Genomic DNA, 14,842 nt, shown 5'->3' with positions numbered 1-14,842 from the left:
TTTTCCGGGAACCCATCGAATGAAAAACGTCGCCAGCGCTTAATCTTTATTAAGCGCTGGCGACAGAGCTACTGTGCCACAACCTCATCATTGATGGCATATACCGTGCAGTTGGTTGTTCCCTTGTGCTGGAATTTTTCGCAGTTCCTGATGGCTGCATCAGCCGCTTCCTGACCTGTTCGCCCCCAGTATGCTGTCCCCCATGCCCCATCCTTGCCTGTCGCAAAGGCTTTCTCATAAAGTCGTGCTGTTTCGTATTTTCTGAACGCCTTTTCGCCTGAGAGGTTATTAAGATTTGCGGGAGAAACAAGATGTGTTATCGGTAAGGTCACGACTTCCTCTGATGGTAAGTGCTGTTGTGCCAGGAAGGTAGCTACGTGTTTCCACCAGAAATTCTCAGGGGCTGTATCCATAAAGACGTGTCCATTGCTTTCAAAAGCAGGCATTTCAATAAATTCAGCATTACCTCCATCGTGGCGATAGGCTTCATAAAATGTTCTGCCTATTTCTGGTGTGAAAGATTGATCATTGCTGGAATAGAGCCACAGAGAAGGAATACGTGCAGTTGCGCCATAAGTGGTCAGGGCTTTAATCAAGCCAGCTTTATCACAAAGTGATTTACCATCAATGGAACCTCTGCCTCCGTCAAAATTGATTATAGCCTGAACGCCGGGAGGGTTAACCGCGCTAGTTGCCAGAACGGCGAAGCCGCCTGCTGACATGCCTGCCAGAACCGCTTTATCAGGAGAGGCCCAGGGTTGACGTCTTATTGCTTCAAGCGCGGCCAGCATATCCTTGGTGTCTTTTTCACCAGCCAGTTTATGCAGAGGCTGCTTACAGGAACCACCTGAATATTCAGCACCGCCACTTGAATAGCCGTACCCTTCGCGCAGAACGGCAACAGCAGCATAACCGTGGCGCGCAAAGGCGAGTGCGGTTGACGATTCGCGGTTTGGATTCATTTCCCAGCGATCAAATTCGGCAGTACCAACGGTACCGTTAGTGATCACCGCCACAGGGAGTGTTGTCTGGCCGACTGGCCGGGTAACAAATGCGTCCAGTATTGCTGGCTTACCATTATCCAGTATTACCTGCAACGAAAGTGGTTCTCTGATGAGACCCTCAAACTGCTGATTTTGTAGTGAAATATTCAGTGGTGCGGCGATGGAAGAAAAGGTAATACAAAACAATGCTGTGGTGACGATGACTCCGGTAAGGCTGGCCATAGAGTAGTGTCGCATTTTTGTTAACCTTGGCTGGTGTTTGATAATGTATTTTCATGCAAAACTACCCGATGAATATCAGGTATTCATTCTGGCTTCAATGGTAACTCAAGGTCTATTTAGCTGCGGTTTAAATACATGAGTAAGCCGGGTGGAACGGGGATTTTAAGGCGTTTATCTGAAGGCTTGATACCGAGTTTTTGAGTCGTTAAGAGATATTTGGGGTCACTTCGCCATCGAACCAACGTGACCCCAAATCTGACCACCACATTCATCCGATGCGGGATGAAAATGGAATGTACATCGGGAACAATTTTCAGATGGAACGTATTGAATACAGTGCAAAAAGCAAAAATCCCGCTTAAGTTTCCTTAAGCGGGATTTTCTAATTTGGCTCCTCTGACTGGACTCGAACCAGTGACATACGGATTAACAGTCCGCCGTTCTACCGACTGAACTACAGAGGAATCGGTTAAGTGCGATGGATAATAGCGGGAGCGTTTCGGGTTGTCAAAGGCTGTTATCGCTTGGTGCGTTTGATTGCCGAACTAATAACCAACATATTGAAATTATTGCTCAAGTTGAGCACTGGAAAGCAATGAAATACGCTGAGTCGCGGACGGGTTTGCACCCTAAAATAGCAGGGGGTGCTTTAAGATGGTGCAGGTTGGTATGGGCTTGCTGAGGGGATTCCTAGGCAGAATCAGGTATTTTGGTTAGCAGAATCATTGCTTTTCCTTATTTTACCTGTGGCTTATCAATGAGGTATCACTTTTTCTTAGGCATAGAAACATAATATGGCGCGCTTTTTGCTACCTCTTTAGAGTAACTACTCAGGAGGCAGACATGAATCTTAGACGGCTCAAGTATTTTGTGAAAATCGTTGATATCGGTAGCCTTACACAGGCTGCTGAGTTGTTGCATATTGCACAACCGGCGCTGAGCCAGCAGGTCGCGACGCTGGAGAGTGAACTCGAAAAACAACTGCTGGTGCGGAGTCGACGTGGTGTTACGCCTACCGAAGCGGGGAAAATTCTTTATTCTCATGCACAGACGATATTGTCACAGTGTGAACAAGCAAAGGATGCGGTGAGTGGCGCACATCAATCAATGAGTGCGTAGTAAAGGTAACTATAGAGCCAGCTGTTTCCCTATAGCTGGCTACTCATCTAGCTTCTTTGTTTGGCATTCTGTCAAAAATGAGTATCTTTATTTTTCTGTGAATTTCATCACACATTCATGATTTTGGTGATTTTCTTCAAAATAGTTATTTTTTGTTCGAAAAAATAAAATGCTTTTTTAATTTTTTTATTTATTCGATTTATTTATCTGCAGCTTCATTTCATTACTGTAGTGTGAATATGATTTTCTTAAAATGATAATAGACACTAGCGGTCAGGCCATTCACAGTGTTACATTAATCTTCGTTATGTTTCTCTAATCCTGTGCGACAAAGAACGGGTGTTGCCTTATGGATGTATGGCGGTTATTTTTTTGATTAAGGAGTTCAAATGAATAATATCCTCTCTCATCTTTTAATAAAGCTGGCAGAAAAGGAAGTTGGAGAAAAAGCGCTTAACGCTAAGATTGAATCGTTAGAGATGCTGATCTCTGCTATTGTCTCAACGCTAGATGACGGAAAAATCAATGAGTTAAATAGAAAAATAGAAGGTGTTGTTGCTGATGCTTCACAGCGGAAAGACGAGTGCAATTGCTTAGCCTTCGAACTATTGGCTAAAAACATCAATCGCATCACAACCGTTTCATTACGAGAATAACTTTCTTATATATCAATGGTGGCGACATTAATTGACCGCATATTAATTTCCGTACATCAATTGAGAATTGTTTATATTCAATAATAGAGAGTACTTGTGCTATGCGTGATTTTCCCGAAAAAAATTAAAGGCGCCGACATTGTCTGCGCCTTTCTTGCATTTACAAATTTTACTTTCCGTCAATAGCCCGCTTTTTCCGACGAATAAACTGATAAGCAATAGCCAGAACAATAAACCATAACGGCGTGACAACGAGCGCTTGGCGTGTATCTGGTTGCAATGTTAACAGTACAATAACGAAAGCGAAAAAGGCCAAGCATACCCAGCACATGAAAATCCCCAATGGCATTTTATATGATGACTCTGTATGCAGTTGCGGGCGCTTTTTACGATATGTTAGGTAGGAGCACAGGATGATACTCCAGATGAACATGAATAAAATTGCGGAAACGGTGGTCACGAGTGTAAACACGGTCATCACGTTCGGTATCAGATAGATCAACACCACGCCTGAGAGTAAACAAATACAGGAAAACATCAGCCCAGTGGAGGGGACTGAGCGTTTAGATAGCATACCGAAACTTTTTGGTGCATCACCTTGTTTAGCAAGACCAAAGAGCATACGACTGGTTGAGAATACACCACTATTGGCGGAAGATGCCGCAGATGTCAGTACGACGAAGTTGATCATACTGGCAGCAGCGGGTAAGCCGACAAGGACAAACATTTCCACGAAAGGACTACGATCCGCAGTAATTGCACTCCACGGCGTCACAGACATAATCATGATTAACGCAAAAACATAGAACATGATGATGCGAATTGGGATGGCATTAATCGCGCGGGGCAACACGACTTTCGGATTTTTAGTTTCAGCTGCGGTCGTGCCTACCAGTTCGATGCCAACAAATGCGAATACGGCTATTTGAAACCCGGCAAAGAAACCGCTAATCCCTTTAGGGAACATGCCGCCATCATTCCATAGATTAGTAAAAGAGGCGACATTTCCAGATGGAGAAGAAAACTGAATCATGACCAGCGCTACACCGACCACAATGAGTGCGACGATAGCGACAATTTTTATCATTGCAAACCAGAATTCCATCTCGCCAAACAGTTTCACCGTTGCCAGATTTAGCGTAAGTAATAGCAGAACGCAAAGCAGGGAAGATACCCACTGTGATAAATCAGGGAACCAGAACTGAGAGTAAGCGCTAATGGCTACGACATCGGCAATCCCGGTGACTACCCAACAGAACCAGTAAGTCCAGCCGGTAAAAAAACCAGCCCATGGTCCAAGCAGATCGGCAGCAAAATCACTGAATGATTTATAGTTGAGGTTGGAGAGTAATAATTCTCCCATCGCACGCATGACGAAAAACAGCATGAAACCAATGATCATATAAACGAAAATGATCGAAGGGCCAGCCATGCTGATTGTTTTGCCTGAGCCCATGAATAGCCCAGTGCCGATCGCTCCGCCGATGGCGATGAGTTGAATATGACGATTAGTCAGATTCCGTTGCAGTCCCTCTCCCTGTTCAGGGGCAAGGTCTGCGGATTCTTTTGATTGTTCGACCATTTAAGTACACTTTCCTGTTTCTGTCTGTGATGTGTTTTGAGCTCTTTGGCGGCTCTCGTTTGCGAAAATCGAAGAGAATAAGATAGCGCAACCGCAGTACTTATTACAGCGGATGTCTGAGATAGCCGAGCATAAAGAGGGCAGGTAATGATGCCAGATGCTGCTGTATGTTTTTCGCCCTAGTAATGAAGAAGATATAAAATAATGAGGAGTGTAGATATTAGGTCGTGCAGGTTAACAAAATTGCCTGTCGCTAACAATGCTATTATTGCGGCATAAAAAATTAATATGAAGTGTTTGACAGGCGAGCTAGGGAGGAGAATAATCCCTCCCGTTGGGTCGTTAGCTCAGTTGGTAGAGCAGTTGACTCTTAATCAATTGGTCGCAGGTTCGAACCCTGCACGACCCACCAACAATTTCAATAGGTTACAAATTATTTTTTGATTTGTTATCATTTTTTTTTATTTGTTATCTAATTTATACTCGCCTATTTTTTAATTCCTCCCTTTTATTAACTCTTTTTCTTTCTTTTCTATTTCATTCTATGGCTCTTTTCACTTAATACATTCGATGATTTCTTGTGTGCTTGTTATTCATATAACATATTGTCACTGAGAGAAAATATAACGCAATTGGTGGTACAACCGATAATCACTGTTCCGCTTGGGCAAGATGTGTCTCTTGTGCCCTGAAGAGTTCTGAGAAAGTGCTATGCTTAATGGATGGAATAGACGATAGATCGTATGTGATGTTACGAGTTTGCACTGGGCTGTGTTCACATCCACTGGGGCGGCATTTAGAAGTAGCTGGAGCTTCCTGGTTAGCCATAAGCAAGTTTCTGCTTGATTTCGGAGGTTCATATGGGGTTCGAAAAATTACTGGCTGTCATAGAAAAAAGTCACCAGGACCCAAAATCAGTTATCTCGTTGTCTGAACTTAGCCAGGCAATCCATGAGATAATTTGTACAGAAAGTTCAAAAGAGTACAAGATAAATGCGTGCTTCACCGAACTGCGGGAGTTAGTTGATGAAAGAAAGGCACTCTCTAGGAAACAGTTTTTGGATAAGGCATTGGTGACGGAATTAACACAATATAAAAAGAAAGAAGAGGCGCTGCTTTTGAAACTCATCAGTATTGGAAACAAATAGACGAGAGTCTCTATTTATTAAATTAAAAAGAGTCATGCTAAATATCGCTACACCGCCAGATCAAATTACTGAGATGGCGGTGTAGCAAATAGTGCTATTTTCGGTAGCTTGTTTTGATTTGCTTAATCGTGTTATCAAAAACAGCAGCCTGCTCGGCGTCTTCCAATTGAGCAATATATCTTTCCATATTGATGATCACTTTACCGGCATCTGCCTGGCCGATTGCTTTTAATAACAGCGTAACCATCGCTTTCAGACAAGTAACCTCATGGGCTAGGGTTTCAGCGGATGCGGTAGTAGAAAAATCTACGTTGCTCATGTTTTCTCCTCAACAAGAAAAAGATGTTTTCCTTCGCCTGCTGCGGCGTTACCGCTGACACGACAGGCAAAATCAGATAGTGAGGAGTATAACATAAAGCATATTGTAGATTGATATTATTCGCGGATAACACCGTTTTAGTGACTGTTTTTTATGCATTTAATTAATTATAATAGCGCTTATATTTTGGATGCCATTTCGTGGAAAGGGCTGTAGATGTGTTGCGCTTAATACATACCATATTCACTATGGACGCTTTTCTATAAATATATTATTTGTATAATATCGTCATAGGCGATGGCGTGATGCTTAATCACATGTTGCTTACAATAGTAATTTTTCATTGACATTCAAGATATAAAGCCAATTGCATGCCATTTGGTTTGTTTTCTACACATTTTGTATTATTAACCGGTTTATACTGTGTGGCGTATTTGAAATGTTAAGAGTGTGATCAACATGCGTCTTCAGGCTAGCGATATATTGTTATGATCGGGGATGTGCTTTATTCCTTCTTGGCATATTTTAAAATACTTATTCATATAAGTCAGTGTTCATTATTGTTTGAAACCAACGTAGTATCACCTGCAAGCAACTTTTCATGTAAGTGTTACTCTCTTTTTTGGAGAATTATTCTTTGATTAGCGTTTTTCTTGTTGATGACCATGAACTGGTGCGGGCAGGGATACGACGCATTCTTGACGATATCAAAGGTCTGAAAGTGGTTGGTGAGGCGTGCTGTGGTGAGGATGCTGTCAAATGGTGTCGAAGCAATGATGTTGATGTTGTTTTGATGGACATGAGCATGCCGGGTATCGGTGGACTTGAAGCAACGCGTAAGATCCTACGATTTACGCCAGATATCAAAGTCATTATGCTCACTATTTATACCGAAAACCCATTGCCCGCTAAGGTGATGCAGGCGGGGGCTGCGGGGTATGTTAGTAAAGCGGCTGCCCCTCAGGAAGTGATCTCTGCTATTCGGGCGGTGCATGCAGGTAAGCGGTATATCGCTTCTGATATTGCTCAACAAATGGCATTAAGCCAGTTGGAACCTCAGACGGACGCGCCGCTGGAGTGTTTGTCTGAACGCGAATTACAGATTATGCTAATGATAACGAAGGGACAGAAAGTGACTGAAATCTCAGATCAGCTCAATCTAAGCCCCAAAACAGTGAACAGCTATCGTTACCGTATGTTTAGCAAGCTGAATATCAATGGCGACGTCGAGTTGACGCATCTGGCTATCAAGCATGGGCTTTTTACCGCGGAGACATTGTTAAGTAGTGAGTGAGAGTTTCGATGCTTCGGCATTTTTAAAAACGGTAACGAGCCAGCCTGGTGTCTACCGGATGTATGATGCCGGCAATACGGTCATCTATGTCGGTAAGGCAAAAGACTTAAAAAAACGACTTGCCAGCTATTTTCGCAGTCATGTCGCCAGCCGTAAAACCGAGGCGTTGGTCAAAAGCATCAATCATATTGATGTCACGATTACGCATACAGAAACCGAAGCTTTACTGCTGGAACACAATTACATCAAACTTTATCAGCCGCGTTATAACGTCTTGTTGCGCGACGATAAATCCTATCCCATGATTTTCCTGAGCGGTGATGCTCATCCGCGTCTGACAGTTCATCGTGGCGCCAAGCACGCGAAGGGCGAATACTTTGGCCCGTTTCCTAACGGTAATGCTGTGCGTGAAACGCTACTATTGCTGCAAAAACTGTTCCCGGTGCGTCAGTGTGAAAATAGTGTCTATCGCAACCGTTCTCGACCTTGCCTGCAATACCAAATTGGGCGCTGCCTTGGGCCTTGCGTTAGCGGCTTGGTTAGCGAAGAAGATTATCAGCAGCAGGTAGAGTATGTTCGCCTGTTCTTGTCCGGTAAAGATCAGCAAGTACTGAATCAACTTATCTCCCGGATGGAAGCGGCTAGTCGTGATCTGCGTTTTGAAGATGCCGCACGGATACGCGATCAGATTCAAGCTGTTCGTCGAGTGACGGAGAAACAATTTGTTTCCGGTGACGGTGAAGATTTGGATGTCATCAGCGTCGCTTTCGATGCTGGCATGGCCTGCGTATATGTCCTTTTCATCCGACAGGGGAAGGTACTTGGTAGCCGGAGCTATTTCCCGAAAGTACCTAGCGGTACGGAATTGGGGGAGGTTGTGCAAACTTTTGTCGGGCAATTCTATTTACAAGGGAGCTTAGGTCGAACGCTTCCTGCTGAAATTTTGCTTGATTTCACCTTGCCCGATAAAGATTTGCTGACAGAGTCCCTGACCGCAGTTGCAGGTAGAAAAGTACAAATTCAGACGAAACCTCGCGGCGATCGCGCCCGCTATTTAAAATTAGCGCGGACGAATGCTGCTACGGCGCTGGTCACGAAACTATCTCAGCAATCCACTATTCATCAGCGTTTGGCTGCATTAGCCAACGTCTTGCAGTTGCCAGAAATTCACCGAATGGAGTGTTTTGACATCAGTCATACTATGGGGGAACAAACTGTGGCATCTTGCGTGGTATTTGATGCTAATGGCCCGCTGCGTTCGGAATATCGCCGCTATAATATCAGTGGTATTAAGCCTGGCGATGACTATGCCGCTATGGCGCAAGTCCTCCAACGTCGATATGGTAAAGCGTTAGATGACAGTAAAATACCTGATGTGATTGTAATAGATGGTGGGAAAGGACAACTCGGCCAGGCTCAGGCCGTGTTTGACTCCTTGCAAGTATCGTGGGATAAAAATAAGCCTCTGCTACTTGGCGTTGCGAAAGGCAGCGATCGTAAAGCGGGCCTGGAAACGCTGTTTTTTGAGGCTACAGGTGAGGGTATGGCTTTACCAGCTGATTCCCCTGCGCTGCACGTGATCCAGCATATTCGTGATGATTCGCATGACCATGCGATTGGTGGGCACCGTAAGAAGAGAGCAAAAGTGAAAAATACCAGTACGCTGGAGCTTATTGAAGGTGTCGGCCCTAAACGTCGCCAAACCCTGCTGAAATACATGGGTGGACTACAGCCTTTGATGAATGCCAGTATTGAGGAGATTGCAAATGTTCCAGGAATTTCGCATGCATTAGCAGAAAAGATCTTCCATGCATTGAAACACTAGGGACAATGTAGCAACATACTCCTAGTATCCACTCCAGCCAGATAGTTACCTAAGCGCTATGCAATTTAATATACCGACGTTGCTTACCCTGTTTCGTGTTGCTCTTATTCCGTTCTTCGTGCTGGCGTTTTATCTTCCATTCGTCTGGGCACCATTGCTTTGCTCGTTGATCTTTGTATTTGCTGCCGTGACGGACTGGTTTGATGGTTTCCTTGCTCGCCGCTGGAAGCAAACCACGCGTTTTGGTGCCTTCCTCGATCCTGTTGCGGATAAAGTGATGGTGGCTGTCGCGTTGGTGTTGGTTGCGGAATACTATCACTCTTGGTGGATTACGCTGCCCGCTGCAACGATGATCGCTAGGGAAATCATTATCTCGGCATTACGCGAATGGATGGCTGAAATTGGCAAAAGAAGCAGCGTTGCCGTGTCGTGGATAGGGAAGGTGAAAACCACGGCTCAGATGATGGCGCTTTTTGCTTTGTTATGGCGTCCGGAACGTATTGTGGAAGGCGTTGGTGTTGTGGCGTTGTACATCGCCGCCGTACTGACTTTCTGGTCTATGTTTCAATATTTGAACGCCGCAAGGCACGATCTGCTTGAACCTTGATCGAAGCGCCGTAAAAACCAGCAAACGAACGCAGTTGCTTGATAATTTTATTGACTCATTGCGTCAGGTCAGTAGAATGCACCGCATCAACAGCAACGCTGGTTTGTAAGAAGTTAGAAAAATCAGAAGGTTCTGTGTTGCGGGAATAGCTCAGTTGGTAGAGCACGACCTTGCCAAGGTCGGGGTCGCGAGTTCGAGTCTCGTTTCCCGCTCCAATTTATGATCTGTAGACTGCTACTGAAGTCTGCAAGTCGTTGAAAATAGGACCTTCGGGTCCTTTTTTCGTTCCAGCGAAGTCTACTGGAATCCGTCTACATCCACGCTTTTTTAGTCCATTTTTTAGTCCATAAAAAACGGGTGCGTGGGGTTCCGTATTCTTGCTGGGTCGGAGCGAGCCATGAGTCGAGGATCTAGCCTAACTCTTCAAGTTAGGAGCTGGAACTATGGCACTATCAGACATGGCGGTTCGCCAAGCCAGGGCAACAGGCAAGGCCTATACGCTAGGCGACATCGATGGTCTCTCATTGGCTGTGACCGACATGGGCGGTCGGTCTTGGCACTTCCGCTATTCTTGGGCTGGCAAGCAAAAGCGTATGTCCTTGGGGACTTACCCTGAGGTCGGTTTGCGTGAGGCGCGAACGCTGCGCGATCAGGCTCGTGCCCTGCTTGCCAAGGGCATCAATCCCAAGCTCGATCGTAAGCATAAACGGCAGTTCGTACGATTGGCCGACGAGCACACATTCAAGGCTGTGTTTCTTCAATGGGTTGAGCATCGTAAGCTAGAGCTCAAAGAGGGGCGCAACAGCACCTTGTCGCAAATTCTGCGCATCTTTGAGCGTGATGTGCTGCCAAGCCTGAGTAAGCTATCTATTTACGACGTTCGTCGTGCCGACTTGCTGAACGTGCTCTCCAAGATTGAGCAGCGTGAGGCGTTCACCACCGCAGAGAAAGTACGCTCCTGGCTCAATCAACTGTTCCGCTTTGCGCAGGTGAAAGTCGAAAGACTGGAGAGCAATCCGGCATCTGACTTGGATGTGGTAGCTGTTCCTGCTCCGCCTGTTGTTCACAATCCGTTCCTGCGTTTACCTGAGCTACCCGAACTTCTGCAGAAAGTGCGAGGTTATCGTGGGGCGATTACGACGCAACTCGGAATCCGCTTGTTGTTGCTGACGGGCGTGCGTACTGGTGAGCTACGGTTGGCGACTCCGGAGCAGTTCGATTTGGAACAAGGGCTGTGGATTATTCCTCCGGAAGTGGTCAAGCAACTGCAAACGGATATGCGCAAGAAAGGCAAGCGACCCCAGGATATTCCCTCCTACATCGTACCGTTGTCTATTCAGGCGATTGAGATTGTTCGCTACCTGCTCGAAGAAGTGAGGCCGGCACAACGGTATCTTTTCTCGCACCGCAGCGATTTGAAAAAACGTATCAGCGAGAACACGTTGAACGGTGCCCTCAAGCGTATGGGTTATCAGGATTTGCTCACTGGTCACGGCATCCGTGGCACGATCTCCACGGCACTCAACGAAGTGGGCTACCCCAAAGTTTGGGTGGACGCCCAGTTTTCGCATTGCGATCCCAACCAGGTGAGTGCAGCTTACAACCATGCACTCTACGTCGAGCCCCGGCGTAAGATGATGCAGGACTGGGCGGACCGGTTGGACTTGCTGGAGCAGGGAGAAGTAGAAGCGGCCAGTCAGCATCTGACCATTCGCATTGATGGCGTGCCTGTTCTGGATGAAAGCAATGGGACGGAGGCAATGCTGAAAGATGCGTCACCCGTCGGTGGAATTACGCCTCACCGCTTGTCTGCTGTGCCGGCACGCCCGGTGCCTGAATCTGTCGTTGAAATCCCTATTTCTGACCTGCAGCGTGAACGGATGGAAATGCTTGCAGCTTATGAAGCACCGCACAACTTGCCAGTCGTTCAGTTTGCCAAACTGGCCGGAAAATCCAAGGATCAGATTAATCGGGAAATCAAGGCTGGTAAGTTGTTGACAATCAGCTTTGGGAGCCGTGGGCAGAGGGTGCCTGAGTGGCAGTTGGTGCCGATGAAACTCAAGCTGACACAGGTGATGATGAAGCATCTTTCTCATGCTGAAGGATGGGATGTATATCGCTTATTAACCAGCGTTCATCCTGAACTGGATGATCGTGCAGCTATTGATATTATTACGCCGAATAATATGGACAACGTTGTGCAGGTTTTGCTGCCTCAACAAGCATTCGAGGCTGGCCGAAAAGTGTGAAGAGGTTTGTGGGTTGTTCGGCTAAGCTGTAGCCTTTATAGGCTTGGGTGGAGTATCGATCTGTGAAAATCTCATTTCTCAACTGCGTAAATGCTTTTGGGTTAATAAAAAGCGTCATATATTGAGGGGGGTATTGCTGTTTTTGTAGCTTTTTCCTCTGTCAAAATGAAAAACCAAGAATGCGTAACAATAATATTTTAGCCAATCAGGATTTTTATGTCAGATAATATTGATCAATTTTCAATTTATGCCGCTAAGGTATTTGAGACCTTGTATGACAGCTTTCCTGTTCCGATCGCTGTCAAGCAGCGGGAAGTGATTGCGGATTATTTGAATTTTGATAATTATGAAGAGTTAAAACAGTTGAGGATCAGGCGTGATATTGCTGACATAGTTGATTGCGTAGAGGATGAGGATCTGAAGGCGACGGTCAAGGAAAAGCGTCCCGCTATTGAGGCACGACTTGCTGAACTAGAGCGTGACCAGCGTAATGGTGTAGACCGGCAAGAACGAATTTTCAATGGCACCTTAGATTTTCTGTGCTGGGAAGGCCTCATACGTCACTGTGATAATGGATATCAGCTCACGGCGAAGGGGTTTTCTCATCTGAATAAATCATTCAAAGGTGGAGAGATAGCTGATGAGAATGACAAAAATATCTCTGTTTTGAAAGCGGTGTTTGAAAAGTCGTCAGAAACCTCACTTCAGGTTGCAGTGGGAACCATAGTCAATGTTTTAACCAAGGTTCTGGGTTATAGCTAGCCAGTCAATCAATTTCTTTCGTGGCCTGTTGGTCGCCCACTCCTGACAGGTGGCTGATTATTTCTGCGTTATATTTTAAGGAGATTCCGTGAGCAACGGAGCATCATCATTTTCTAGTCAATTGCTAATTGCCATAATTCCAATATTCTTGGGATCTTTTCTTTTTGCAGGAGTGCTAGAGAGCTACAAGAAAGATCAAGGCCTTCAAAAGGAGCTTATAAAAGATTACTACAGGCCTATGAGAGAATTGCAAGGCTTTTGTTCGACCTCACATAATGAACTTTTTCTAAAATATGGAGATTTAGCAGGTTCTTATCAACTTATGTTTGATGAAATAGTACATATGTTTGAGACTCCTGAATCCAAGTTGGGGCGAGATTATGAAGCTATCCCAATGTCAGTCGTCAAAGCAAATTCTGAGCTAAAAAAGAGGGTCGAAGAGCTTGATGTGGTGGTAAAAAAATGTAGATCTGATTTGTTTCTAAAATATGAGGAGCTTGCCTTGGCTACTGGTTCATACCCAGAGCTTATGAGGTTGGCAGAAAAACGCACAAACGAGATTAATGCCATCTATTCAGAAAGAAAGAAAAAGGCCGAAGAAATTATAAAAGATATAGACCCTAATCAGTTGATGCTATTAATGCGAAGGTTTGTTTCTATTGATATGTCTGATGATATGAGTAAGTCTATGTTTGTCAGTGAAATGAAAAAGATAATTGAACCATTAAAACAATACGATTTAATTATGGCGGAATCTGAACAGTCGATATTTCAAAAGGAGTATGAGTTTTTTCAAAAGCTTCATGAGTTGTTTGCAAAGGAAATTAGTAAAAAACATTCGGGTGGTTTTTTCAGTTGGGTGTTTTGAAATGTAAAAATCAAATCAATTGTGTGTTTTTTTGCGTGGTCCGCAAAAAAGTGGAATCGGTTGTTGAGGTATTAGGCATGGCGAGGTAATCAATCGAAATGAAAACTAAAAAGCGTGAGTGGCATGGTGCCCATCACTCTTGGGGGTATGATCCTAGAGCTTTTCGCTGGTTGGGCGAGATGATTGGCGGAATAAACTTGCTGCCGATCGCAACAGATATGCGTGCTTGGATGCAGCAGCGAGGACATTTATCTCTTATGCCTGCTCAAGAGGCACCGGAAAGAAGTGGGTTCACTAATCCGTATACAAAAAATGGAGTTACTTTGTCACTTATTATGGGGAGGGTTATTAACTATTTTCATAATTATGCGCACGGAGCTGCTGAGCCTAGTCATGATGAAGTAGATTCAGAAATTGAACGGCTGAGAATTTACAATGAAATGATTTTATATTCTGCAAGACTCTGCGAAGTTGCAATTAAACAGCTTCTCTACTGCACACATATACCTGAATCAATATACGGAAGAATGGCGCTGGGCCAATTGCTAGAAGCACCATGCCCAAGCTGTAAACGAGCAAATGATAAAAAACCTCACTTCGTTTCATTGGTTGGAACTTTGGCACATCCATATCATTTGTGTCTAGAGTTCGAGCACTGCGCCATGGATCATATGGATCTCGTTAACAAGTTGAGAAATTCCCAGGTGGCTCACTCGGGAATTCAAGAGTTGAATATCAGAACGTCAGACGTTTCTAGAGTGCAACTGCTGAAAGAGGGAGACGATATACTTAACGGGTTTCTACATATGCTTTCTCACGTTGAGGCTCTTGAGCAAAAGATAATCCGAGATTTAGAAGATAAAGCAAAGGCCATTAATCTTCTTAAGATTAATGGCCTGAAGCCAGAGGATTGTAATTTCAATTTGGTTCCGGGTGAGAAGTTTGTGTTTCATCCAAAGGAATAATGTGCCTGACAGCTCCAATTGGTCGGAAATGTTTTCCGCTGCTGAGGGCGTTAACGTCAGCTAATCGCTCTTTGAAATATATCAGGTTTTCTCGTGTTCTAATACAGATCACGCCTAGATGAATTTTTATTCATATTCAATTTCTGGTTAAAAGAACTCTGCTGTATTTTTAAGCGTCTGGAAATGAATTTTGTCGCTGATTTTATGAGGTGAGGGTATCAC

At 44.7% G+C, this 14,842-nt stretch carries 12 protein-coding genes, 3 tRNA genes and 1 pseudogene; 12 read left to right on the top strand and 4 right to left on the bottom strand.

The genetic code is table 11. The features are described 5' to 3' along the window. Positions 1 to 68: 68 nt before the first annotated feature. Together A6301_RS14295 and A6301_RS14290 are read right to left on the bottom strand one after the other, a co-directional pair. Complete coding sequence (locus A6301_RS14295) at positions 69 to 1,241, bottom strand: dienelactone hydrolase family protein (protein WP_234258086.1); 1,173 nt, start codon at positions 1,239 to 1,241, stop codon at positions 69 to 71. A gap of 373 nt (positions 1,242 to 1,614) precedes the next feature. Beyond that, positions 1,615 to 1,690, bottom strand: a tRNA-Asn gene (locus A6301_RS14290). 379 nt (positions 1,691 to 2,069) lie between these two features. On the opposite strand from A6301_RS14290, the pseudogene A6301_RS14285 reads away from it, so the two are divergent. After that, a pseudogene (locus A6301_RS14285) lies at positions 2,070 to 2,339 on the top strand (LysR family transcriptional regulator); the annotation flags it as partial. A gap of 395 nt (positions 2,340 to 2,734) precedes the next feature. Beyond that, positions 2,735 to 3,001: an anti-adapter protein IraP gene (iraP, locus tag A6301_RS14280; RefSeq protein ID WP_168444506.1), complete on the top strand. Its 267-nt coding sequence runs from the start codon at positions 2,735 to 2,737 to the stop codon at positions 2,999 to 3,001. A gap of 169 nt (positions 3,002 to 3,170) precedes the next feature. On the opposite strand, the gene cycA is transcribed toward iraP, so the two are convergent. Continuing rightward, complete coding sequence (gene cycA / locus A6301_RS14275) at positions 3,171 to 4,583, bottom strand: D-serine/D-alanine/glycine transporter (protein WP_107168529.1); 1,413 nt, start codon at positions 4,581 to 4,583, stop codon at positions 3,171 to 3,173. A 336-nt stretch (positions 4,584 to 4,919) separates the two neighbouring features. Here cycA and A6301_RS14270 point away from each other — a divergent pair. Together A6301_RS14270 and A6301_RS14265 are read left to right on the top strand one after the other, a co-directional pair. Next, positions 4,920 to 4,995 (top strand) — tRNA-Lys (locus A6301_RS14270). A 448-nt stretch (positions 4,996 to 5,443) separates the two neighbouring features. Then, positions 5,444 to 5,731 carry a hypothetical protein gene (locus tag A6301_RS14265; protein WP_107168530.1) on the top strand — a complete coding sequence of 96 codons (288 nt, stop codon included), beginning with the start codon at positions 5,444 to 5,446 and terminating at the stop codon, positions 5,729 to 5,731. Positions 5,732 to 5,825: 94 nt separating this feature from the next. Here the strand turns inward: A6301_RS14265 and A6301_RS14260 are convergent, their stop codons facing one another. Beyond that, entirely contained in the window at positions 5,826 to 6,050 is a 225-nt protein-coding gene (locus A6301_RS14260; protein ID WP_107168531.1) for a DUF2594 family protein, read from the bottom strand. 637 nt (positions 6,051 to 6,687) lie between these two features. Here A6301_RS14260 and uvrY point away from each other — a divergent pair. The 8 genes from uvrY (at position 6,688) to A6301_RS14220 (ending at position 14,620) form a co-directional block, all read left to right on the top strand. Next, positions 6,688 to 7,344 (top strand): UvrY/SirA/GacA family response regulator transcription factor, encoded by a 657-nt coding sequence (gene uvrY / locus A6301_RS14255; protein WP_010279369.1) that lies wholly within the window; start codon positions 6,688 to 6,690, stop codon positions 7,342 to 7,344. After that, entirely contained in the window at positions 7,337 to 9,169 is a 1,833-nt protein-coding gene (uvrC, locus tag A6301_RS14250) for an excinuclease ABC subunit UvrC (RefSeq protein WP_234258085.1), read from the top strand. Before uvrY ends, uvrC begins: the two co-directional genes overlap by 8 nt. 58 nt (positions 9,170 to 9,227) lie before the next feature. Further along, positions 9,228 to 9,776: a CDP-diacylglycerol--glycerol-3-phosphate 3-phosphatidyltransferase gene (gene pgsA / locus A6301_RS14245; RefSeq protein ID WP_205542889.1), complete on the top strand. Its 549-nt coding sequence runs from the start codon at positions 9,228 to 9,230 to the stop codon at positions 9,774 to 9,776. A gap of 139 nt (positions 9,777 to 9,915) precedes the next feature. Beyond that, positions 9,916 to 9,991: transfer RNA gene (locus A6301_RS14240), tRNA-Gly, on the top strand. A 228-nt stretch (positions 9,992 to 10,219) separates the two neighbouring features. Continuing rightward, on the top strand, positions 10,220 to 12,025 hold the full coding sequence (locus A6301_RS14235) for an integrase arm-type DNA-binding domain-containing protein (RefSeq protein ID WP_234258084.1): 1,806 nt from the start codon (positions 10,220 to 10,222) through the stop codon (positions 12,023 to 12,025). A gap of 216 nt (positions 12,026 to 12,241) precedes the next feature. Continuing rightward, positions 12,242 to 12,787 carry a hypothetical protein gene (locus A6301_RS14230; protein ID WP_234258083.1) on the top strand — a complete coding sequence of 182 codons (546 nt, stop codon included), beginning with the start codon at positions 12,242 to 12,244 and terminating at the stop codon, positions 12,785 to 12,787. A gap of 88 nt (positions 12,788 to 12,875) precedes the next feature. Next, on the top strand, positions 12,876 to 13,655 hold the full coding sequence (locus A6301_RS14225) for a hypothetical protein (protein ID WP_234258082.1): 780 nt from the start codon (positions 12,876 to 12,878) through the stop codon (positions 13,653 to 13,655). Between the two features lie 98 nt (positions 13,656 to 13,753). After that, the gene (locus tag A6301_RS14220; RefSeq protein WP_234258081.1) at positions 13,754 to 14,620 is read left to right on the top strand and encodes a hypothetical protein; all 867 of its coding nucleotides are present in this window, start codon (positions 13,754 to 13,756) and stop codon (positions 14,618 to 14,620) included. The last annotated feature ends 222 nt before the right edge of the window (positions 14,621 to 14,842 follow it).

It is taken from the genome of Pectobacterium sp. IFB5596 (genome assembly GCF_021432585.1).
GTDB lineage: Bacteria > Pseudomonadota > Gammaproteobacteria > Enterobacterales > Enterobacteriaceae > Pectobacterium > Pectobacterium punjabense.
Note: the sequence above shows the minus strand (reverse complement) of the source record. Positions and strands in the feature narration are given on the sequence as shown.

Coding starts and splice junctions, on each gene's coding strand:
- A6301_RS14295 (WP_234258086.1), bottom strand. CDS start 1,241: ATGCGACACTACTCTATGGCCAGCCTTACCGGAGTCATCGTCACCACA.
- iraP (WP_168444506.1), top strand. CDS start 2,735: ATGAATAATATCCTCTCTCATCTTTTAATAAAGCTGGCAGAAAAGGAA.
- cycA (WP_107168529.1), bottom strand. CDS start 4,583: ATGGTCGAACAATCAAAAGAATCCGCAGACCTTGCCCCTGAACAGGGA.
- A6301_RS14265 (WP_107168530.1), top strand. CDS start 5,444: ATGGGGTTCGAAAAATTACTGGCTGTCATAGAAAAAAGTCACCAGGAC.
- A6301_RS14260 (WP_107168531.1), bottom strand. CDS start 6,050: ATGAGCAACGTAGATTTTTCTACTACCGCATCCGCTGAAACCCTAGCC.
- pgsA (WP_205542889.1), top strand. CDS start 9,228: ATGCAATTTAATATACCGACGTTGCTTACCCTGTTTCGTGTTGCTCTT.
- A6301_RS14235 (WP_234258084.1), top strand. CDS start 10,220: ATGGCACTATCAGACATGGCGGTTCGCCAAGCCAGGGCAACAGGCAAG.
- A6301_RS14230 (WP_234258083.1), top strand. CDS start 12,242: ATGTCAGATAATATTGATCAATTTTCAATTTATGCCGCTAAGGTATTT.
- A6301_RS14220 (WP_234258081.1), top strand. CDS start 13,754: ATGAAAACTAAAAAGCGTGAGTGGCATGGTGCCCATCACTCTTGGGGG.